21 protein-coding genes are annotated in these 20,454 nt (G+C 27.7%); 1 reads left to right on the top strand and 20 read right to left on the bottom strand.

The annotated features are described in order from the left end of the window. Nucleotides 1-110 precede the first annotated feature (110 nt). The 18 genes from B3603_RS13820 to B3603_RS13735 all read right to left on the bottom strand — a co-directional run bounded on the left by B3603_RS13820 (nucleotide 111) and on the right by B3603_RS13735 (nucleotide 18,119). Nucleotides 111-842 (bottom strand): amino acid ABC transporter ATP-binding protein, encoded by a 732-nt coding sequence (locus tag B3603_RS13820; RefSeq protein ID WP_291565898.1) that lies wholly within the window; start codon nucleotides 840-842, stop codon nucleotides 111-113. Nucleotides 843-852: 10 nt separating this feature from the next. Next, nucleotides 853-1,515, bottom strand: a complete 663-nt coding sequence (locus tag B3603_RS13815; RefSeq protein ID WP_291565895.1) for an amino acid ABC transporter permease — start codon at nucleotides 1,513-1,515, stop codon at nucleotides 853-855. Between the two features lie 18 nt (nucleotides 1,516-1,533). After that, entirely contained in the window at nucleotides 1,534-2,361 is an 828-nt protein-coding gene (locus B3603_RS13810; RefSeq protein ID WP_291565893.1) for a transporter substrate-binding domain-containing protein, read from the bottom strand. Nucleotide 2,362: 1 nt separating this feature from the next. Then, nucleotides 2,363-3,562, bottom strand: coding sequence for a MalY/PatB family protein (locus B3603_RS13805; protein WP_291565891.1), 1,200 nt, complete (start codon nucleotides 3,560-3,562; stop codon nucleotides 2,363-2,365). Between the two features lie 247 nt (nucleotides 3,563-3,809). Then, nucleotides 3,810-4,535, bottom strand: coding sequence for a TraX family protein (locus B3603_RS13800; protein WP_291565888.1), 726 nt, complete (start codon nucleotides 4,533-4,535; stop codon nucleotides 3,810-3,812). A gap of 633 nt (nucleotides 4,536-5,168) precedes the next feature. After that, nucleotides 5,169-6,677 carry a DUF1846 domain-containing protein gene (locus B3603_RS13795; RefSeq protein ID WP_291565886.1) on the bottom strand — a complete coding sequence of 503 codons (1,509 nt, stop codon included), beginning with the start codon at nucleotides 6,675-6,677 and terminating at the stop codon, nucleotides 5,169-5,171. A 295-nt stretch (nucleotides 6,678-6,972) separates the two neighbouring features. Beyond that, the gene (locus B3603_RS13790; protein ID WP_291565884.1) at nucleotides 6,973-7,404 is read right to left on the bottom strand and encodes a DUF4145 domain-containing protein; all 432 of its coding nucleotides are present in this window, start codon (nucleotides 7,402-7,404) and stop codon (nucleotides 6,973-6,975) included. Continuing rightward, nucleotides 7,401-7,814, bottom strand: coding sequence for a type VII toxin-antitoxin system MntA family adenylyltransferase antitoxin (mntA, locus tag B3603_RS13785; protein WP_291565882.1), 414 nt, complete (start codon nucleotides 7,812-7,814; stop codon nucleotides 7,401-7,403). The genes B3603_RS13790 and mntA overlap by 4 nt, the downstream gene beginning before the upstream one ends. A 192-nt stretch (nucleotides 7,815-8,006) precedes the next feature. After that, nucleotides 8,007-8,252: a hypothetical protein gene (locus B3603_RS13780; protein WP_291565880.1), complete on the bottom strand. Its 246-nt coding sequence runs from the start codon at nucleotides 8,250-8,252 to the stop codon at nucleotides 8,007-8,009. Next, nucleotides 8,252-8,656 carry a nucleotidyltransferase substrate binding protein gene (locus tag B3603_RS13775; RefSeq protein WP_291565878.1) on the bottom strand — a complete coding sequence of 135 codons (405 nt, stop codon included), beginning with the start codon at nucleotides 8,654-8,656 and terminating at the stop codon, nucleotides 8,252-8,254. Before B3603_RS13775 ends, B3603_RS13780 begins: the two co-directional genes overlap by 1 nt. A gap of 80 nt (nucleotides 8,657-8,736) precedes the next feature. Next, entirely contained in the window at nucleotides 8,737-9,345 is a 609-nt protein-coding gene (locus B3603_RS13770; protein WP_291565876.1) for a class I SAM-dependent methyltransferase, read from the bottom strand. 461 nt (nucleotides 9,346-9,806) lie between these two features. Continuing rightward, nucleotides 9,807-12,467, bottom strand: a complete 2,661-nt coding sequence (locus tag B3603_RS13765) for an aldehyde dehydrogenase family protein (RefSeq protein ID WP_291565874.1) — start codon at nucleotides 12,465-12,467, stop codon at nucleotides 9,807-9,809. 27 nt (nucleotides 12,468-12,494) lie between these two features. Continuing rightward, on the bottom strand, nucleotides 12,495-13,613 hold the full coding sequence (locus tag B3603_RS13760; protein WP_291565872.1) for an acyl-protein synthetase LuxE: 1,119 nt from the start codon (nucleotides 13,611-13,613) through the stop codon (nucleotides 12,495-12,497). Continuing rightward, a complete protein-coding gene (locus tag B3603_RS13755) occupies nucleotides 13,610-14,731 on the bottom strand; it encodes a GNAT family N-acetyltransferase (protein WP_291565870.1) in 1,122 nt (373 codons plus the stop codon). Before B3603_RS13755 ends, B3603_RS13760 begins: the two co-directional genes overlap by 4 nt. Before the next feature lie 219 nt (nucleotides 14,732-14,950). After that, nucleotides 14,951-15,748 (bottom strand): ABC transporter permease subunit, encoded by a 798-nt coding sequence (locus B3603_RS13750; RefSeq protein WP_291565868.1) that lies wholly within the window; start codon nucleotides 15,746-15,748, stop codon nucleotides 14,951-14,953. 42 nt (nucleotides 15,749-15,790) lie between these two features. Then, nucleotides 15,791-16,588: an ABC transporter permease subunit gene (locus B3603_RS13745; protein ID WP_291565865.1), complete on the bottom strand. Its 798-nt coding sequence runs from the start codon at nucleotides 16,586-16,588 to the stop codon at nucleotides 15,791-15,793. Nucleotides 16,589-16,593: 5 nt separating this feature from the next. Beyond that, nucleotides 16,594-17,478: an ABC transporter ATP-binding protein gene (locus B3603_RS13740; protein ID WP_291565863.1), complete on the bottom strand. Its 885-nt coding sequence runs from the start codon at nucleotides 17,476-17,478 to the stop codon at nucleotides 16,594-16,596. A gap of 17 nt (nucleotides 17,479-17,495) precedes the next feature. Next, a complete protein-coding gene (locus B3603_RS13735; protein ID WP_291565861.1) occupies nucleotides 17,496-18,119 on the bottom strand; it encodes a TetR/AcrR family transcriptional regulator in 624 nt (207 codons plus the stop codon). A 615-nt stretch (nucleotides 18,120-18,734) separates the two neighbouring features. On the opposite strand from B3603_RS13735, the gene B3603_RS13730 reads away from it, so the two are divergent. Beyond that, on the top strand, nucleotides 18,735-19,604 hold the full coding sequence (locus tag B3603_RS13730; RefSeq protein WP_291565859.1) for a methionyl aminopeptidase: 870 nt from the start codon (nucleotides 18,735-18,737) through the stop codon (nucleotides 19,602-19,604). 200 nt (nucleotides 19,605-19,804) lie between these two features. Here the strand turns inward: B3603_RS13730 and B3603_RS13725 are convergent, their stop codons facing one another. Together B3603_RS13725 and B3603_RS13720 are read right to left on the bottom strand one after the other, a co-directional pair. Further along, the gene (locus B3603_RS13725; protein WP_291565856.1) at nucleotides 19,805-19,939 is read right to left on the bottom strand and encodes a hypothetical protein; all 135 of its coding nucleotides are present in this window, start codon (nucleotides 19,937-19,939) and stop codon (nucleotides 19,805-19,807) included. A 188-nt stretch (nucleotides 19,940-20,127) separates the two neighbouring features. After that, nucleotides 20,128-20,259 (bottom strand): hypothetical protein, encoded by a 132-nt coding sequence (locus B3603_RS13720; protein WP_291565854.1) that lies wholly within the window; start codon nucleotides 20,257-20,259, stop codon nucleotides 20,128-20,130. Between the last annotated feature and the right edge of the window lie 195 nt (nucleotides 20,260-20,454).

Here is a 20,454-nt window from a genome sequence, read left to right as displayed (position 1 = left end):
TCATTACAAATTATAAAATAAAAACTATAAAAAAGAATGAACCATCCCTTACTTCTTAAAAAATGGCAAATAATGTTCGCCACTACAAAAATCTGTTTAAAGAAATTAATTTATAAAACTTTTCTCATAAATTTAATCACTCTAGTATTTTTTGAGTCATCAAATATATCTATTGGATTACCATCTTCCACAATTTTTCCGCCTTCCATAAAGATAATCCTATCAGCTACTTCCTTTGCAAAGTTCATTTCATGGGTAACAATAATCATTGTCATATGAGCATTAGCTAAAGTTTTTATAACTTCAAGAACTTCTCCTACAAGTTCAGGGTCTAGGGCAGAAGTAGGTTCGTCCATTAATATTATTTCTGGTTCAACAGCTAATGCTCTTGCAATAGCAACTCTTTGCTGCTGTCCACCTGAGAGCTTAGATGGATAGGAATCCTTCTTCTCTTCAAGACCTACCTGTTTTAAATACTTCATAGCAATTTCTTTTGCCTCAGTTTTTTTCATCTTTTTAACTGTTACTAAAGTTTCCATTATATTTTCAAGGGCAGTCTTGTTTTTAAATAAATTATAACTTTGGAACACCATAGCTGTTTTTCTTCTAATTTGTAATACACTTTTTTTATCTATTTCTTTTACATCTATGTTAATATCCCCAAGAGTTATAGTTCCCTCATCTCCATGCTCTAGAAAGTTTATACATCTTAATAAAGTGGATTTTCCTGTACCAGATGGACCAATTACAGCAATTACCTCACCTTTCTCTACTTGAAGATTTATACCATCTAAAACTCTATTACTACCGAATGCCTTATGTAAATTATTAATCTTTAACATATCCATCACCTTAATAAGCCTTATTTAGAGTTGTCTCTAACTTCTTTTGAATAAATCCAAGACAAGAAATTATTATCCAATATACTATAACTACACCAGTATATGCTTCCAAAAATTTATAACTTGAAGCAGCTTCCGATTGAGCAGATGCCATTATTTCCGTTACTCCTAATGTAAATGCTAGTGAAGAACCTTTAACTATATCAGAAAAATTACTTGTTAGTGCTGGTATAGCAACTCTTGCTGCTTGTGGTAAAATTATTCTTCTCATAGCTTGAATATAGGTCATTCCAAAGGCTAATGCTGCTTCCATTTGCCCTTTATCCACTGAAAATATAGCACCTCTAAGAGTTTCAGAACAATATGCAGCAGAGTTTAAGCTAAGTCCAAAAACTGTAGCAGTGAATCCATCTAACCCCTTAAGAGCCGGGAATAATTGTATTAATCCAAAGTATAAAAAGAAAAGTTGAGCCACTAATGGAGTACCTCTAAAAAAAGATACATAAACTTTTGCTATAGGATAAAGTATTGGTGTTTTAGCATTTATAATCAATGCAATAATTATAGCTAAAATCAAACCAAAAAATAGAGAATAAAGAGATAGTGCAATTGTTACCTTAACATACTTTAACATCACTGGAATTATTCTTAATAGAAAATTAAAATCAAACATAAAAATATACCTACTAAACTAATTATTTTCTTTAGTGGTATCTAATTCAAACCATTGGTTTGATATTTTACTAAAAGTACCGTCTTCATGCATTGATTTAATTGCTTTGTTCACATTTTCAATAATCTCTTTACTTGCTTCTTCCTTCCTAAAAGGATATTGGTTGATTTCGAATACACCAGTATTAATATCTGCTATTTTTAAGTCTAAATTTCCCTTTTCTATAGTAGTTTTAGCCTTAACTTCACTTAGCCATCCTGCATCTATTCTTCCTACTTCAACATCTTTTTCCATTGGCGTTCCATCATAAGTTACTATATCTAAATTTAAATCTTTGCTTTTATTTAATTCCTTTATAGTTTTTTCTCCATTTCCTCCTAAAACACAACCAACTTTTTTCTCTTTTAAATCTTCAACTTTACTTATATTGCTTTCCTTTGGAATTACAAATTTATATTTACTATATGCATAGGTTTCACTAAAGTCATATTTGACTCTTCTTTCCTCATTAGTAGACATTTGATGTGCAACTGTATCAATTTGTCCTGAGTCTAACATTCCCATTAATCCGCTAAATTTTGAAACTTTGAATTCTATTTTGTAGTTAGCTCTTTTACCTATCTCATTCCATACATCAATTTCAAAACCTTGTAGCTTGTCCTCCTGTTTAAAACACCATGGAAAATATTCAGTTGAAACTCCTACTTTTATGATTTTCTCTACTTTTTCGCCTTCACCATTCTTTGGCTCCTCTGAGACATTTTTTGCTCCACAGCCACTAAACAAAGTTACTCCTAGTACTATTGTTGATAATGCTATTAACAATTTTTTACTTCTTGTTCTCATCTCAATTCCTCCCTGTTAATGATAATACCAACCTCTTTACTCCCTCTTCCAAAACACTTCTTGGGCATGCAACATTAACTCTGATAAACCCTTCTCCACCAGTACCAAAGCTATATCCTTGATTTACCAAAATCTTTCCTTTTCCTATTAAAGAATTTTCTATATCTTTTGGTGCTAAATTTAATTCTCTAAGATCAAGCCAAGCTAAAAAAGTTCCTTCTGATTTTATCATCTTTATTTCTGGAATTTCTTTTTCTAAAGTTTCCTTTAAAAATTTAAAGTTATCTTCTACATATTCAATCATTTCATCTAACCACTGTTCACAATAATCGAATCCAGCTTTAAGTGCTGTAAGTCCTAATAAGTTTGGCTTATTAATTCCATCTTTTAATTGAGCATCATTATAAGCATTTCTTATAACCTCATTTGGAATTATCATATTGCAGATTTCAAGCCCAGCCACATTAAATGTCTTATGAGTAGATACACATAAAATACTCTGATTTGCAACTTCTTTACTAATACTGTGAATAAAATGATGCTTATATCCCTTAAGTACTAATTCAGCATGAGCTTCATCTGATACTATTAAAATTTTATTTTCTACCAATATATCTGTAAGTTCTTTAAGCTCTTCTCTTGTCCATACCCTACCTACAGGATTATGAGGACTACATAAAATAAACATCTTTACCTTAGGATCAATTTTTTTCTTTAAATCCTCTAAATCCATAACATATTTACCATTTTTTAAAACTAAAGAATTCTCTACTACTTCCCTGTGATGATTCTTTATAGCATCACGAAAAGCTGGAAAAACTGGTGGCTGAATTATTATTTTATCGCCCTCTTCAGTAAATGTTTTTAAAATTCTGTTAATAGCATTGACTATTGTTCCACTAAATTGAATCCAGGATTTATCAATACTGAAATTATGTCTTTTTTCATACCAATTAATAATTGATGCATATACATCCTCAAAGCCACCACTATAACCTAAAATTTTTTCATCGATTCTATTAATAAGAGCATCTCGTATAGGTTTCGGAGTTTCAAAATCTAAATCTGCTACCCAAAGAGGCAGTAAATCATCTCCCTCAATTCCTAAACGTTCCTTAATACCATCATATTTTAATGAGTGGGTATTTCTTCTATTGATTATAGTATCGAAATCATACATCTCTCTCACCTCTCTTGCCATAGTTTCAAGTAAATAATATCATAACTTCTTTATTTATACTTATATTGAATTACTATACATATTTGTGCATCTATTTACTTTACCTATTTATTATATAAACTAATGTACAAAATAACTTTTATATACTAAATTCAAATTATCTATCTCATGCAATTTTAAGAACCTGCTTTTAAGAAACATATCTTTATAAAAATTTTTTAAAACAGTAAAAATCCTAAAGCTAGAAATACTAGCCTTAGGATTCTTATTAATTAATTATAAATTTTATTACAGCTAATCCCCATAAGTGTAATGGGTAAAATACATAAAACATGTATTTACTAAATTTATTATTTAGCCCTCTTTCTCCATTATAAAAAAGCATAAATGGAACTACCGTTATAAATAAAAAGTCTGAGTTATACATAAGCATGTCTATAGTCATATCTAATGTTGGATAAATAACTAAATTCATTTTAAGCATTATGGCGAATAATAAAATATATCCAATTAATAATTTTTTATTATTTCCTCTAAAGAAATAAGTTATTATTATAAATGGTATAAGATTCATTCCACCTTCTGCAAATAGTGCTCCAGGAATTAGAAGAATAGATAATATTATTACTCCTATCTTTTTATTTCCTTCACATTTGTTACTGTACTCTAATAGATTTATAATGGTAAGTCCAAGTGCTAATGTAGCAAATATATTATTAGATACACTTACATCTTTAGATATTAAGAGCATATTAATGATTGAGTTACCAAGCATCATAAATACAGCCCAGCCTGCTAACCTTATATTATACTTTAACTTGTTTCTAGTATGAAATAAGCCTTCTACTAAGAAAAATGCAAATAATGGTGCAACAAATCTTGATAGTGGATGAAACCATATTGGAAACACCTTTGGAAAAGCAAACCATAAATGGTCTAATAACATAATTACAAGTGCAAAAAACTTTAATTGAAAACCATTTAATTTTTTCATATTTTCTCCCTTCATTAACCAAGTTTATAAAATTATTATATAAAATTAATGTTGAAGGACAAATTTAAGTTTATTACACTTAACTTACATTTTTGTAATGTTAAAGTAATTAGTATTTTTTACTATTGTAATTAGAGCTATTATACTCACAACTTTTTCAATTCACAATGCACAATTATAGACGTTCCTCAGCAGAGACTAAGAAATTTAAATTGATTCTTTTTAAAGTGATCCAGTCACTTCTTATAAAAAGACTAGCAATTGTATTGCTAGTAAAAAATTAGTTAAAGAATTTAGTTTAATTAAAACTAATTTCCACCTCAATTGTGAATTTTGAATTGTGCATTGTTATAAGTTGTGAATTGAAATATTTAACAGCATAGTTATTAGCTATACATTAATTTTAAAGGTAGTATATTTATAAATTAATTACATACATAAAAGCCAATTGTTATCAATTGTAACAATTGGCTTTTATACTACTTTTTTATATCATTATGTAAAAGTATTCTTTTAAAATAAAATCATTTTACCTATAGATACATATAATCACCTAAAAAATAAATAAATTTAAATCTTGTTTATTAAAAATCATCGTATTTACTTTAAACTATTGCACTATAAATCTATAAATTAATTATTATAGTAAAGGCTTTCTGAAGGGTATTCAGCATCACAAGTTACATCTATGCCTAATTTTCCTAAAGTCTGTTCATCATTTCTACTTAAAATTGTAGTTGAGTGAGCTTGACATCCCTTTAGCATTGCTAACTTTTTCATAGCTACTTGTGCTGTTGGATTTGTAGCTGCACATATACTAAGAGCAATTAATATTTCTTCACAACTTAAAGCTGTACTCTTACTGCCTAATGTCTTTAATTTAAAATTTATAATTGGTTCAAGTATAACTGGAGAAATAAGATGGATTTCATCAGATATATTTGCAAGGTATTTAACAGCATTTAAAACCACAGCAGCTGTTGCATTCATTACATTTGAGCTTTTACCAGTTAATATTGTTCCGTCATTAAGTTCTATTGCTAGAACAGGACAAACATCATTTTTATTAGATGTTTCCTTTAACTGAGCTGAACGTTCCCTTGCAGGAATAACAACTTTTCTATCTTCTTCTTTTAAGTTAAGTTCTTCCATAATAAGCTTAATTCTTTGGAAAGTTTCTTTATCTACATAACCTTTTTTATATTCACAACCAGTTTTAAAATATCTTCTAATTACTTCTTGCTTAGATGCTTCTTTAATAACTTCGTCATCAATGATTCCAAATCCAACTCTGTTAACTCCCATATCTGTTGGAGATTTATATACAGACTCTTCTCCTGTTATTTTTTCTATAATTCTCTTAAGTACAGGAAATGTTTCAATATCACGATTATAATTTACAGCTATTTTATTGTAAGCATCAACGTGGAATGAATCAATCATATTTACATCCTTAAGATCTACCGTTGCAGCTTCATAAGCTATATTTAAAGGATGTTTTAGTGGAACATTCCATACAGGGAACGTCTCAAATTTTGAATAACCGGCTACTTTACCTTGTTTATATTCATGATAAAGCTGACTAAGGCAAGTTGCTAATTTACCACTTCCTGGTCCTGGTGCTGTTACAACAACAATAGGTTTTGAGGTTTCAATATATGGATTTTTACCATATCCTTCGTCACTTACAATTGTATCTACGTCTGTAGGATATCCTTTAGTTTCTCTGTGTTTATATACTTTTATTCCTCTACGTTCAAGCTTATTTATAAAAACAGTTGTTGCTGGCTGTCCTTCATATCTTGTTATTACTACACTATTTACATCAAGTTCATATGCTCTTAAGTCATCTATCAATCTTAAGACATCAACATCATAAGTTATACCGAAATCTCCTCTTATTTTGTTTCTTTCGATATCTCCTGCATATACACAAATAACAACTTCTACTTTTTCTTTTAATTTATGTAGAAGTTTAATTTTTGCATTTTCATCAAATCCAGGTAAAACTCTTTTTGCATGAAGGTCAAATAATAATTTTCCTCCAAATTCTAAGTATAACTTATCATAATTATTAACTCTTTCTAAAATGTACTTTGATTGCTCTTCTAAATATTTTTTGTGGTCAAATCCTATCTTCATCTTTACTCCTCACTATATGAAATTATTATAAAACTTTTGTATTAATTATTTGTATAAATTTATATCTATAATTACTTGTTTTCACAATTGTTCATTATTACACAATTTTAATTTAAAGTAAACACCATTATAATTATTCTCTTATATAATTAATTTTACTACTAAACTATATACTAAATAAAATAATTGGTACAATACATTAATTATTTTATATTTAATATAAAAAACCGTATACACTTTTTGTGTATACGGATTATTTTTTGTGAATTATGAAGTATAATTTTAAAATTAATAACTACTTTTCTATGTTTATACAACCTTTAGCTACTGCTAAAACTTCATAAAAATTATCCATATTCATATCAATAAATTCTAGCAGTTCTTCCCTTGAGGGTTCTTTATACCTATGAGATATTCTATTTCTTAATAGCCTTGCTTGATTTAAAAATAAATATAATTTTTCATCAATTATATATTTATTTTTTAAAATAGATAATGATTCCTTCATATCTATTCCTATCTTAAACTCTTTTAATTCCTTTAATATTATAGAGGTTAGATTTTCTACTGTTATGAAAAAATCTACAAAAATTTGCTTTAATCCAAATTCAATAAATATAGTTGTATTATTCTCTTCATTTGATTTTAAAATTTCTTTACAATCATTAAGATTTTTTACAACTTCAGTCATATCTTCTATTATTTTAAGTAATCTTTCTTCATTCATGATAATAAATCTCTCTTTCTATAATAAAAAAAATTTTCATTTTCTCTATAGTACCATTCTAATTTATCTATTAACTCTTCTAAACTTTTATTATTATCACTAGTATACAAAACTTTACCGGTATTTAATATGTTTATTTTTATAAACAAATCTAAAGTAGTACTATTTAAATCAACAACATCAATAGGGCGGTTTAAGATTTCTTCAAAAAATAATTCTAAACTTAATATATCATTTAATTTTAACTTTTCATCTGATAAAATTGCTATGTCCACATCAGAATTAATATTAAAGTCATCAGTAAGAATACTACCAAATACTAATATATTTTTTATCATATAATTCTTACTAATCTCTATTAAATCCTTTGATTTTATTTTTTCTAGAATTTCTATCTGTGAATTATTCAAAGTTATCTCCTCCCTATGACTTTTCATCAATATTGAGTTTTTCTATATATATTTTTTTACTTATTTTTATTATATCCTAATCTTTAAAAACTTTAAACACAGTAAAATTTAAATCTTACATAATCAACTTCATTTTAGCACTAATGAAAAATTTTATGAATATATCATACTAAAAAATAACTAGCATACTAACTAGTTATTTTGTGGAAGAGAACTAGTATATATTACTACTCCTTCATTTTTTATATTTTCTATTAATCCTTCTTTTATTAAAGATTCAAAATGTACTATATCAACCTTATATATAATATCCAACATATCTATATCATCTCTCAACATATTTAATCTAGTTGATGAAATATTAGAAGAAAATATCGCTAAATCTATATCTGAAACTTTTTTAATCGTTTCTATTATGCTTTTTTTTAAACCAAACACTATGAAAAATCCTTCCTTTCTAAAGTATCCTTCATATTACTAAGAGCTTCAAAATACCTATATTTTATCTTATTATAAATTTCTATTAACACATCTTCATCATATATATGTGATGTTAAGTTTCTATCCTTTAACATATCTATCCAAAGGTCGCCATCTTCAATTAATCCATATTGAAAAGCTTCTCTAAATGTACTTCTTGGACTTTTAGCTTCTTCTATACCTTCCATTTCTAAAAAATGCTTCATTAATTTCCAACACAATTCATAAGTAAACTCAAATCTTTGAATTACACCATCCTTCAAAGTTGATGAATTTGGATTTATATTACTTTCATCTATTGCTTCCTCTAATCTATTTATAGCCTTATCTAAGTCTCCTAATTTTTCATTCCATCTATCCATAAATAATACACTCTCCTTAGAAGCTTATTATATCCAAAGCTTTGATACATTTAAACCTCTATATTTAGGATAGACTATCTTCATTTTCTTGCAACCATAATAAATAATTCATAATCAACATTTCTTTCTTCTATGCTTTTGATTCCTTTATAAAAGACTTTATTTCTTATATCTTTAAATCCTATATTTTTTAAAGTTTCCATCAAATCATTCTGATTAAATCCATTATGACCTTCAAAACCTTTTTCTGAGCTATGAAAGGTTCCATCTTCTTCAACTAAATCTACTATATACAGTTCTCCTTCTAAACTCAGCAAACTGTGTAGTTTTTCTAATACTTTACTTATATTTACAATATGATGTAATGTCATTGAAGTATATATGACATCATATTTATTTTTTTCATCTATTTCATCAATATCTCCACACCATGTACGAATATTATTTACATTTTGATTTTTAATTTTTTTATTTACCTCTTCAATCATACCTGCAGAATTATCTACCATCATAATATCTTTAAATTTATTTTTTAAATTAAAAGTTATAAGACCAGTTCCACATCCAAATTCCATAGCATTATTATTTATTTTGTCCCCTAACCATTTATCTATTTCCCCTGAAATTAATTTTGCTCTAGCTATTCTTTTATCATCATCCCAACTTTTAGCTTCAAAATCAAAATTCATATAATGCCCTCCAAATTTAATGTATAAGTTAATATAATTGTATACTTAAATAATTTATAATGCATCTCTCTCTGTGGAATAGTTTAATCAATGGATAATTGACAATTAAAGTGGAAATTAATTTCTTTAACTCATTTTTTAACTAACAATATAATTGCTAGCAACATTGTAGGGGCGAACATTATTCTCCAGTTCTTTTTCATATCTAGTACCACTCAATTTTATCACCATAGTTATATAAACATGATTAGTTATAATAATATATTTATCAAAATTGGTATTAAAATAATATTAAAAAATATTTTTTATTGAATATCAACTATCTGTCCAATATGTGATACTGAAAACTGATTTAGGTTTTCTGGAGAACACTGTTCTCCCCTACAGTTAGTCAATTCTAAATTCCTCAGCTTCTGCTGAGAAATATCCAAAATTATGAATTATGCATTGTGAATTGTTAATTATATGCTAACTCTTCTATCCACTATTCTTCTTATCTTCCCTGTACGTCCTACTCTTTCTATTCCAAAGGGTGGTAATATTTCAACTTTTAAATCCTTAATTAAATTCTTTTCATAATCTGTCCCTAAACTTCTAATATTACTTTTTAAGGAAGTTACTATTTTATCTTTTAATATATCTCCTTTTAAAGCCATGTCTTTATCCTTTGTTTCTATCTTAAATGTTACATTTCTCATTTCATCTACATTGTCAACTAGCACTTGGAAGAAAGGTGATACTTCATTAACATCCTTTAATGCTTCATGTACATCATTTATATATATATCTGATACATTAAATCTTATAACATCATCAGTTCTTGACAATAGTTTAAATTTCTTTGAAGTTCTGCCGCAGGAGCATGGTTCATCAATCCACTGAATACTATCTCCAAGTCTATATCTTATTATAGGATTAAGAAATCTATTTAAGGTTGTTACAATTGCATCTCCGTTTTCATCTCTTTCTACATAACACCATTCATCCATAACATGATGCTCAGTTCCCTTGCAGCATTCACACTGAAATCCTATCGGTCCAATTTCTACTGCTGCATATCCAAAAGATGCTATCTTATTTGCACCAAATATTTTTTTCACATATTCTTGTGCTTTTGGGGACATATGCTCCCCTGCATAAAATATTTTTTCTAGTTTAATATTCTCATTTAATTTTTCTATCTCTTGAGCTAAAAGTACAATATTTCCTGGAAGACTTATAAGTACATTAGGTTTAAATTTTTTTAGATATTCTATAGTTTCCTTCTCAGGCTGGTTAGCTGTTAGAGATAGTATTTTACAACCTGTTTCCTCTAATCCCTCATTTACTGCTGGAAAAGCAGTCCAAAGGGCACCGGCTTTCATGTAATTAACTGCAAAATCATTTTCATTTATCCCAACAGCTCTAAAACCATCTCCAAATATTTTTTTCGATTCTTCAAATTCCTTGCTGGAATAAGCTACATATTTCATTTTACCTGTAGTTCCTCCAGCTGAAAAAACATAAGAGCTTTCCATATTTCCTGTAATCATATCCATGCTTTTATCTACACTATTTTCATAAATATGCTTCTTTTCAAGTATAGGAAGATCCCTAAAATCCTGTAAACTTTTTAATGGTAAAGAATTGTCTTTATAAAATTCTTTATAAAATTCTTTATAAAATGGTGATTTTATAGCCTCATTAATAAGAGAATTTAACCTCCAAAGTAACATATCTTCTTTTTTATGCTCATAAACATATTCAAGTCCTAAATTATCTATATCAATATTTTCTTTATTTATAAATTTTACAAGTAAATTAGTAATATACATTCCATCATGAGGTAAAGAATCATCCTCACTTTTACTCATAGCTCCTGGCTTGCAAAACCTCATTATTCCAAAATCAATAAAATCTTCAATTATACTTTGTATTCCACCATTACATGCTATAGCTAATGTTGACATATAGTATTTTAGGAGTTGTATGTTTCCATCTAAAATATCCTTATAGCTATCAACTACGTTAACATATATAGTTCTGTTTAATGGTGAGTCAACAATATTATTTTTCTCTTCCATAATTATAGTATGATTTGCATTTTTACCTTCTAGCACCAATGCCCTATTGTTAAACTCTTCCCATTTTGCAAGTTCTCTTTTCTTTCTTATCTCAACAGCCGAATCTATATCTAATTGATTTTGAGGAAATTCTTTTCCTTTTTCTTCTAAAGCCTCATATAAATATTGAATAAAATTTTTAACCTTATCACTATTTTCTATAAATATATTTTGACAGCTTGTACACGCTCTTTGCTCCCAAAAAACTATATCATCAGCAAAACCTTTTGCAGTTTCTCTTAATTCATCATCATTTAAACCTTTACATACCATGCCAAAGCTTATTTTGGGACCAAAAGAATAAAGCTGAGTATTAACAGATAGACCATTCTTATAACTTTTTACTGCTTCTTCTCCTCCAAATAAAAGTATGGCATCAAAGCTGTTTTTAGCAATTGTATCTAAAGCTTTATTACTACTTTTCCAATAAGTAATAGTTATATATGGAGTAATTGTTTTATCTATATCTACTTCTTTTAATGCTCTGTAAAATAGTGTTGGAAATAAAAAATCTTGACTAGAAACTTTTAATATATTTATATTTTTCGTTATTATTCCCATAATTAATGAATCTATTGAACCTAAAAATATGTTTCCTGCTGCTATATGAAGAACTGAGCCAATTGGAACTGCTCTAGTTATCTTAGAGTATCTATTCTTTGTAAAGGTATCTAAACAATGATAATCTCCAAGACTTTTTAATCTTAATTTTAAGGAATTTATACTTAACATTTCTTTAAGGGCATCCATTCCCATATCAACCATTGAGGAAGAATAGCTAATTAACTCAGGCATTTTTTCCATTATTTCTTTATAATAGTCTCCATCTTTATCACATAGTTTGTATGCAGTTCTTTCTAAAATATAAAGTATTTTATCTATCGGTGTATTACTAAACTCCTTAGATTTTTTCCTTAAAAGAGCTGAATCAAAATATTTATTTGCCTTTTCTTCTGTTAATTCTCCACTTATTTCTAACTGTTCTCCAAAACATATATGTTTAAAATCTTCTAATCTCATACTCGTACCCCCATGCAATCTGATCACTTAGTTATTTAATATTTCTTGTGCTGCAATGGCACATCCTTTATGCTTAGTTATTCCACCTCGTCGTATTTTTTCAATATAATCTCCCTTTATTCCGCAAGGACAATCCTTTTTAATTACAGCTAAATCTGTTGATAATACTGAAAGATTAGGTTGTGCTGTATTATAAGGAGTTATAAGTTGCAAAAGTCCTTCTTCTCCATATCCTTTTTTCTTAAAAGTTATAGGATCTCTTGCAATTATTCTACTGTAAATAGGACCATGTAAATGTCCTTCACTACAAGAGCAATAAGGAACTCCATGTTCTGCCATACCATAAGTATCTCTTATATTTTCACGTTTAAGTCCAATATTCTCTTCTATATAGTCCATAAAATCATTTAGTGACATGCTTTTCCCTAAATGATTTTTCCAACCACCTCCAGCTATTATAAAAGAATCCTTATGAACTTCGATTTTTCCATAGCCCTCTTTAATTTCCTCCACCATTTTATACATAAATGCTGGAAATCCTAATAATCTTACAGGTGCTTCATTACTTAATTCTTTAAAGATTTTAGCCCATTTTTTGCTATCAAAAACAAATTCACTTTTATCTTCATCCCATTCAATCATCCAATTAACGGATAGTGCAGGTGCAAGACTTAAAATTTGTTCATCACTCCAACTTGTACCAACGTTTTCTGCTTTTTTTATATCATAGGAAAGTAGGAAATAATGTACTGGGGTATGACTCTTAAAACCTATAGAATTGAAAGTATTTTCTGCTAAACTTTGAAGTCTTAAAAATGAGTTTTTATCGAGGAATAACTGAGTTTTTTGACCATTAGTTCCTGAGCTTGTTAAGATAAGTTCTAAATCACTTTCTTTAAAATTGCAAAAACCATTTATTTTCATAGTTCCAACAAATAAATTAGGAATATTATATATATCTTCCATCGTATTTAAACTGTTAATATCAAAATTTTCTCTTTCAGCTAAATATTTGACATATGGTTGATTATCAAGCTGAAATTTATAATTTTCGCTCATAGCTTTTATAAACAATTCTTCTGTTTCTCTTGAAAAGTTAAAAGCATCTTCCCTACTACATAGCATATCTATATTATTGAATCTCATATACTAATCCTCCTCTTTCCATTACAAGCAATATCACGTTCTTTTACGTGGTCAATTAAAGTATTTCCTATAACGGAATTTGCATATATGTTTTCGTAATTAATGTCATCATTAATATATTGAAGTATCACTTCATCTTCATCACCATTTCCAGGCATAATACCTGCAAAGAAAAATCCAATTTGCTCCATCTGGTTCCATATATATATGCTGCTTTTATTACAAAGTTTTAATTTTAAAAATATTGCCTTTTTCCTTTCAAAATATAATTTATTAAATTGATTTAGTATTTTATTCATTCCATCTTTAGCAAATTTGTTGACATATATTGTTCCTGTATCGTAATTATCTACAATAGTTTCTATAGAAGTTACCTTTGAAAAAGTTTCATTATCATCTTCTAGTTTTCGAAATACTATTTTTACTCCTAAATTCTCATATATATCATTAATAATTTCTTTGTATTTCTCTGGTGCATAAATATATTTTTTGCGCTGTTTTTTTAAATATTTATACTGTATTATAAGACTTTCTCTTTTTTCGCTTTTATCATATATATCTTTGAATTTTAAGGCTGTAATTCTTGATAGAAGTAAAGCACAATCTTTAAATCCATTATTTTCTGCTGATTTTTGAGAATATATATGGCTTGTTACTGCATGTACATATATTCCTACATCCCCTCTTTTTTCACTTTCCTCTATTGCAAATCTCGTCAAATCTGTAAGACATCCTCTTCCTCTAAACTCCGGATCAACAAAGGCATGTGAAATCTCACATATGTTAGATTTTTGAAAGTATTCTAAAGCTACATGTCCAATTACCATATTTGTTTCATCTAAAGCTATATAGGATATTATCGTTTCTTCATGATTTAATTTATTTATCATGGTTTTATCATAGATATATTTGTGTATATAAGAATTTCCATAAGTTCTATAAGCACAATTTACTATTCCTCCAGCTTCATCCTCTAACCTTTTTATTATTATTTTACTTTCTTCATCAAGTGTTTTTCTTGAATTAATCTCTGAATTTAAATCAAGTTTGTCCTTCATTTTTTCAGTTATTAATACCATAAAATTTTTTAGCAAACTATCACCTCTCAAATCACACATTATTTTTCCTTCTAACTTTATACCCTTTTTATACCACAACAGCCAGTTTATATTATAATTGTTTAATTTTTCTTTTGCAACTTTTCCCTTCTTTTATTTTCTTTAAGAATGCTTTCTTTCAATTTTTCTGTATCTTTATAATAAAAATGACTCAACTAGTTTTATCCCTAGTGAGTCATTTTTTTATTATATCTCATTTAATAAAATACATCATTATTACTATACATTTAAATCTCTTTTTCTATAAAACACATAAGTTGTACACAGTAAAACTGCAATAATTATAACAGATAAGATTACAAACACAGGTTCAAAACCGCTGCCAAACATAAGATTTTTAGCCTCATAATATTTAAATGGTATAATGTATTTTAGCCCATCAAGATTACTATTCATATCAACTATCATAGATAATATAAAAGTAATTAAAAGTATCCCTGTAGATGCAGTGGTTGCAACCTTTGGATTTTTGCTTATAGCTGCTATTCCTGTACCTATAGTCAAAAATATTAACTGTAAAATAAACATTCCAATCATCAATATTACAATATCGCTAGTTATTCCCTCACCTTTAGCATAATACTCAACAATAGTGATTGAACTAATTAGGGTGATAATATTAAAAATAACTATATTAAAAAATGCTGCTAATAACTTTGATGTGATAATTTTATTTCTTGAAATAGGTTTTACCATTAAAAACTCTGCTGTTTTATCTCTCTCTTCCTTTGAAATTATATTAGCTCCTAGCATTGAAGCATGGATAGTAGCCATTAGAACTAAATATGAAAAAATTACTCCATAAAATCCACTAGCCTTTGATAAATCAAAGGAAACTGTACCAAACATAACCTGCAAAGATTTAGGCATTGATGATATAATATCATTCATATATGCCCCTGAACTTGATACTACGCCATACTTACCCATTCCAGCAACAACCATTAATATTACACCAATGCACCATAAAATAAGCGATTTTCTATTGGCTTTTATTTCTCTAATAAATATATTCATAGTCAAATCTCCTTTACACGAAAATTTTGTGTGCTACCATGACTAAACTGCATGAATATCTTTTTTAGAATATATTAAGTAGCTGATAGCAGTAGTAATCCCAATAAAAAGTACCTCTATAATTATAAATGGAGCTTCATAAGCAGAATTCTTAATTATATATGCTGTATCAAAATATTTAAATGGAGTTATATAGCGTATTGCATTATCTCCAATAACAGACCCAAACATGCTTATGATAAAGAACCCAAATACTGTACTAAGTGAAATTGAAAGTACAGATTTAATTTTAGGAATTAACACAGAAATAATAATCCCCAATGATAAAAACATAAGTTGAACAAAAAATCCTGTGATAGAAATCATAAAAAATATCTTGAAGTCAAAGACTCCATCCGTTACAACTAATGCAACTATGGTAGTTGCTGCTATATAAATTACATTAGTAATTATCAGTGAAGTTAATACCGCTAACAATTTATATGTAACAACTTGCATACGAGTTACAGGTTTTGTTAATAGAAAATCTGCAGTTTTTTCACGGACTTCCTTTGATAAAATTGAAACACCTAAGTTCATAGCTTGAATCGAGCCACATAGTACTATATACAAAAATACATAGGAATAGAAACCTATAAAAGTAGAAATAGTATCTATAGAAATTCCTAATGCTTTTCTTACTCCCTCTGGAAAACTTTCAAGTATTTTATTGAATTCTGCAACATCCTTTGAAAAGGGCGGAAATAGTGATAAAAAGAGAATACTTACAGCTACTAATGCACATGTCCATACAATTGTTGATTTTCTATATGCCTTTAATTCATGTAAAAACATATTCATATCTTTTAATTCTCCTTTTCATAATAATGCATAAAAATTTCTTCAAGGTCAGGTTCATCTACCCATAAATTAGATAGCTCTATTGATGAAAGTTTTTTCATAATTAAATTGATATTACCTCTAAATAAAAAACTAACTGTATTATCTTTTATTTCTAAATTACTAACACCTTCAATATTAAAGTAATTCTTATCTATATTACTTATAGCTTCAATTTTAATTTTTTTATGATTATTTTCCTTTAATGTACTAATCTTTTCAACGGTTATTATCTTTCCTTCTTTAATAATTGCTACTCTATCACATAATTTTTGAACTTCACTTAAAATATGTGAAGAAAATAAAATTGTGGTGCCTTTCTTATTTTCTTCTTTTAGCAAATCAAAGAATTTTTGCTGCATAAGTGGATCTAGTCCACTGGTAGGTTCATCAAGTATAATAAGTTTTGGTTCGTGAAGTAACCCTTGAACTATTCCTACTTTCTTTTTATTTCCAAAAGATAAATCATCAATTTTTTTATTGAGGTCAAGATCCATTATTTCTGCTAATTCCTCTATCCTTTTACTACAATCTTTTTTATAAAAACTAGCAGAATACTTTAAAAGATCAATCACTTTCATTTTGTCATAATAAAACACTTCTGATGGCAAATACCCTATTTCCTTGGCAATTTCAGGAGCAAACTTTAAAGAGTCTTTACCAAAAATTGTAGCACTTCCACCGGTTGGATGTATAAGCGATAATAATGTTCTAATTGTTGTTGATTTACCTGCACCATTAGGTCCAATGAATCCAAAAATTTCACCTTCTTCAACATTAAAACTTACATCAGTAATTCCCCTTGAGCTTCCATAATTCTTGGTCAAATTTTTAATCTCAATAACATTCATTTTATGACCTCCCTATATTATTTATAGAAACAGTTTTTAAACATATCTATGTAAATATCTGCTTCAGCAAAAACTTCACTATAATCAGGCTTATCTAAAGATAATAATTTTGCTTTTTTAAGCGCCTCATCTCCTAACCCCTGAAAAGTCCAAATGATAACATTAATGGCTTTTTTTACATCAATGTCTTCTTTAAACTTAGAAAGGTCAATGCCTTCAAATACTTTAATAGAATTGATCTTAATAAGCTTTTCTTTTCTTTCATCTAACTCTTTCTTAACACTCTTTGAAGTTTCCATATATGCTGTTTCAATAAATCTAAACATTTCAGGATATTTGTTTAGTAGCTCAAATTTAATTATGGACATTTGATTCAATCTAATAAAAAAGTCTTTTTCATCTAAATTAATCTTCTTATAAAATTCATTCATGCTTACATCAATGCAGTGATCATACAAGAATAAAAATAGATTTTTCTTATCTTTAAAATAATGAAATAGTAACCCTTTTGATATATCTGCTTCTTTAACAATCTCATTTGTAGAAGCTTTTTCAAAACCCTTTTGTGCAAATTCCTTCATTGCTGCGTTTAAAATTCTATCCTGCTTTTCCACATCTAGATTTAAAAACTTTGAAAACATATTGCACTCCTCCTTTGTAATATACAACAAATCGTTTGACCATATCGGTCAATTACATTATAACTCTTTTTGACTACTGCGGTCAATTATGTTTTAAAAAATTTATTAACGCTTTATTGCGGTCTTTCTCCACCTCTGTGGAACAGTTTGATCAATGGATAATTGACAATTATGGTGGAAATTAATGTTGCAAATTAATTTCTTTAAATAGATTTTTAATAGAAGTGACCACGTCATTTCAAAAATAAATCAATTGAAAACTTCTCTTATAAAAGAGAAGTCTCAATAATTCTCCATCGTCAATTGTCAATTCTCAATTGTATAAATAAGGGACGGTTCATTCTTTTTAACAATTTTCATTTCACAATTTGTAATGAACCGTCCCTATGTGCTCAGCAGTAGAAATTTAATTTTGAATCCTCAATTGTATAAATTATATTCATGCTGAAAGTTTTATTTATTTGTAAGCTTTTGCATATAATTTATATTATAAGAATAATTATTATTTCAATTAAATTGTATTTTAAAATTACAACTATAGCAGTATAATTTAAATAGTAGTAAAAGCGTAGTTAAATATACTGTTACAAAATATATAAAGTTAGGAGAGATTATATGAATTTAAATAGAAATGATCTATGTTGGTGCGGCAGCGGATTAAAATATAAGAAATGCCATATTGAATTTGATAATAAATTAGATACTCTAAAATCACAAGGATTTCAAACTCCGCCAAGAAATATTATAAAAACTGAAGAACAAATTGAAGGTATAAGAAAAAGTGCTAAAATTAATAATGCTGTATTGGACTTAGTTGGTAAAAATATAAAAGAAGGTATGAGTACTGAAGAAATCGATAAATTAGTTTATGACTATACCGTATCTCAAGGAGCAATTCCAGCAACTCTAAATTTTGAAGGATATCCCAAAAGTTTATGTACTTCAATAAATGATGAAGTATGTCATGGTATTCCTAGTGAACATATAATTCTTAAAAATGGAGATATAATAAATATAGATGTGTCTACAATACTAGATGGGTATTATTCAGATGCTTCAAGGATGTTCATAATTGGTGAAGCAAGTGAGGAAGCAAAAAAACTGGTAGAAGTTTCAAAGGAATGCTTATATAAAGGTATAGAAGCAGTAAAACCTTGGGGATTTTTAGATGATATAGGTGCAGCAGTTCAAGAACATGCAGAAAAACATGGTTACTCTGTAGTAAAAGATTTTGGTGGTCATGGTATTGGGCTTGAATTTCATGAAGAGCCTTTTGTAGCTCATTATGGTAAAAGAGGTCAAGGCATGATTTTAACACCTGGTATGGTATTTACCATAGAGCCTATGATAAATGCTGGCTCTTATGAAATAGTAATAGATTCTGATGATGATTGGACAGTATTCACGGAAGATGGATCACTTTCTTCACAATGGGAGCACACAATATTAGTAACAGAAGATGGAATAGAGATACTTAGTAAATAAAGTTGATTAAATTTATCTTCATATGATAATAAGTAAAAAATCTACACGCTAATATGAAAATGTATTAGTGTTTGTAGATTTTTATTATTTTAAAATATATAATTTAAACCTTATATTTAATATTTAAAATGACTAAATATCTAAGCATCTAGTTTAGTTGATTTATAGCTTCATAACTCAATATCCATATATCTTAAAAACTAGACTTTATTAAAAATTTCTCTTATATATGTTGGTACTTCACCTATATCACCACTGATTAACACATATATAATAAATATAGGTATATATAAAATTAAAAATCTTTTTCTTATTGATATATTTTTCTTACTCAAATGAGTGTCACCTCCAATGACTTTTTATGTGTATATTATAATATTCACAAAACACATAAATTTTTTTATACACTCTTAAATAATCTAAATTTCAATGATATATTTATTATCTCTAATTCATTTAATAATATATTTTACATATATATTGAAAATTTTTCATAGTTCTTAGCATACAATGTGTAGATTAATTATTCATAGTATTCGTCTTCTTCAATTTCAAGCTTTGTAAAACGTAAAGCTGCAACTAATACCATAGAAATCCATAATATTATTAAAATAATATTTTTTATTCCAAAGGTATTATTGCGGAAGTTGTACATAGCAAACATTAGGACTGCAGCTCCAATTCCACCACCTGTCCCTCCAATTAATCCTCTTCTTAATTTATTATTAACAAGGGACTTGTCGCAATATTCACAATGTATATTATTAATGCATCTTCGAAAAATAACTAGTCAGCATGCTAGTCTATTTTTTATCATACTGCGTCAATAGAACTCACTCATAGCTTAAAC

Origin of the sequence: Clostridium sp. UBA2485 (genome assembly GCF_002341865.1) — a bacterium.
Taxonomy (GTDB): domain Bacteria; phylum Bacillota; class Clostridia; order Clostridiales; family Clostridiaceae; genus Clostridium_J.
This window is presented reverse-complemented; position numbering and strand designations above follow the sequence as displayed.

Bases quoted from the DNA above. Each gene is read 5' to 3' on its own strand.
- B3603_RS13740 (WP_291565863.1), bottom strand. From the start codon at position 17,478: ATGAATGTTATTGAGATTAAAAATTTGACCAAGAATTATGGAAGCTCA.
- B3603_RS13800 (WP_291565888.1), bottom strand. From the start codon at position 4,535: ATGAAAAAATTAAATGGTTTTCAATTAAAGTTTTTTGCACTTGTAATT.
- B3603_RS13750 (WP_291565868.1), bottom strand. From the start codon at position 15,748: ATGAATATATTTATTAGAGAAATAAAAGCCAATAGAAAATCGCTTATT.
- B3603_RS13775 (WP_291565878.1), bottom strand. From the start codon at position 8,656: ATGGATAGATGGAATGAAAAATTAGGAGACTTAGATAAGGCTATAAAT.
- B3603_RS13810 (WP_291565893.1), bottom strand. From the start codon at position 2,361: ATGAGAACAAGAAGTAAAAAATTGTTAATAGCATTATCAACAATAGTA.
- B3603_RS13790 (WP_291565884.1), bottom strand. From the start codon at position 7,404: ATGAATGAAGAAAGATTACTTAAAATAATAGAAGATATGACTGAAGTT.
- B3603_RS13720 (WP_291565854.1), bottom strand. From the start codon at position 20,259: ATGTACAACTTCCGCAATAATACCTTTGGAATAAAAAATATTATTTTA.
- B3603_RS13770 (WP_291565876.1), bottom strand. From the start codon at position 9,345: ATGAATTTTGATTTTGAAGCTAAAAGTTGGGATGATGATAAAAGAATA.
- B3603_RS13755 (WP_291565870.1), bottom strand. From the start codon at position 14,731: ATGTGTGATTTGAGAGGTGATAGTTTGCTAAAAAATTTTATGGTATTA.
- B3603_RS13815 (WP_291565895.1), bottom strand. From the start codon at position 1,515: ATGTTTGATTTTAATTTTCTATTAAGAATAATTCCAGTGATGTTAAAG.
- B3603_RS13745 (WP_291565865.1), bottom strand. From the start codon at position 16,588: ATGAATATGTTTTTACATGAATTAAAGGCATATAGAAAATCAACAATT.
- B3603_RS13805 (WP_291565891.1), bottom strand. From the start codon at position 3,562: ATGGCAAGAGAGGTGAGAGAGATGTATGATTTCGATACTATAATCAAT.
- B3603_RS13795 (WP_291565886.1), bottom strand. From the start codon at position 6,677: ATGAAGATAGGATTTGACCACAAAAAATATTTAGAAGAGCAATCAAAG.
- B3603_RS13765 (WP_291565874.1), bottom strand. From the start codon at position 12,467: ATGAGATTAGAAGATTTTAAACATATATGTTTTGGAGAACAGTTAGAA.
- B3603_RS13820 (WP_291565898.1), bottom strand. From the start codon at position 842: ATGTTAAAGATTAATAATTTACATAAGGCATTCGGTAGTAATAGAGTT.
- B3603_RS13730 (WP_291565859.1), top strand. From the start codon at position 18,735: ATGAATTTAAATAGAAATGATCTATGTTGGTGCGGCAGCGGATTAAAA.
- B3603_RS13760 (WP_291565872.1), bottom strand. From the start codon at position 13,613: ATGAGATTCAATAATATAGATATGCTATGTAGTAGGGAAGATGCTTTT.
- B3603_RS13735 (WP_291565861.1), bottom strand. From the start codon at position 18,119: ATGTTTTCAAAGTTTTTAAATCTAGATGTGGAAAAGCAGGATAGAATT.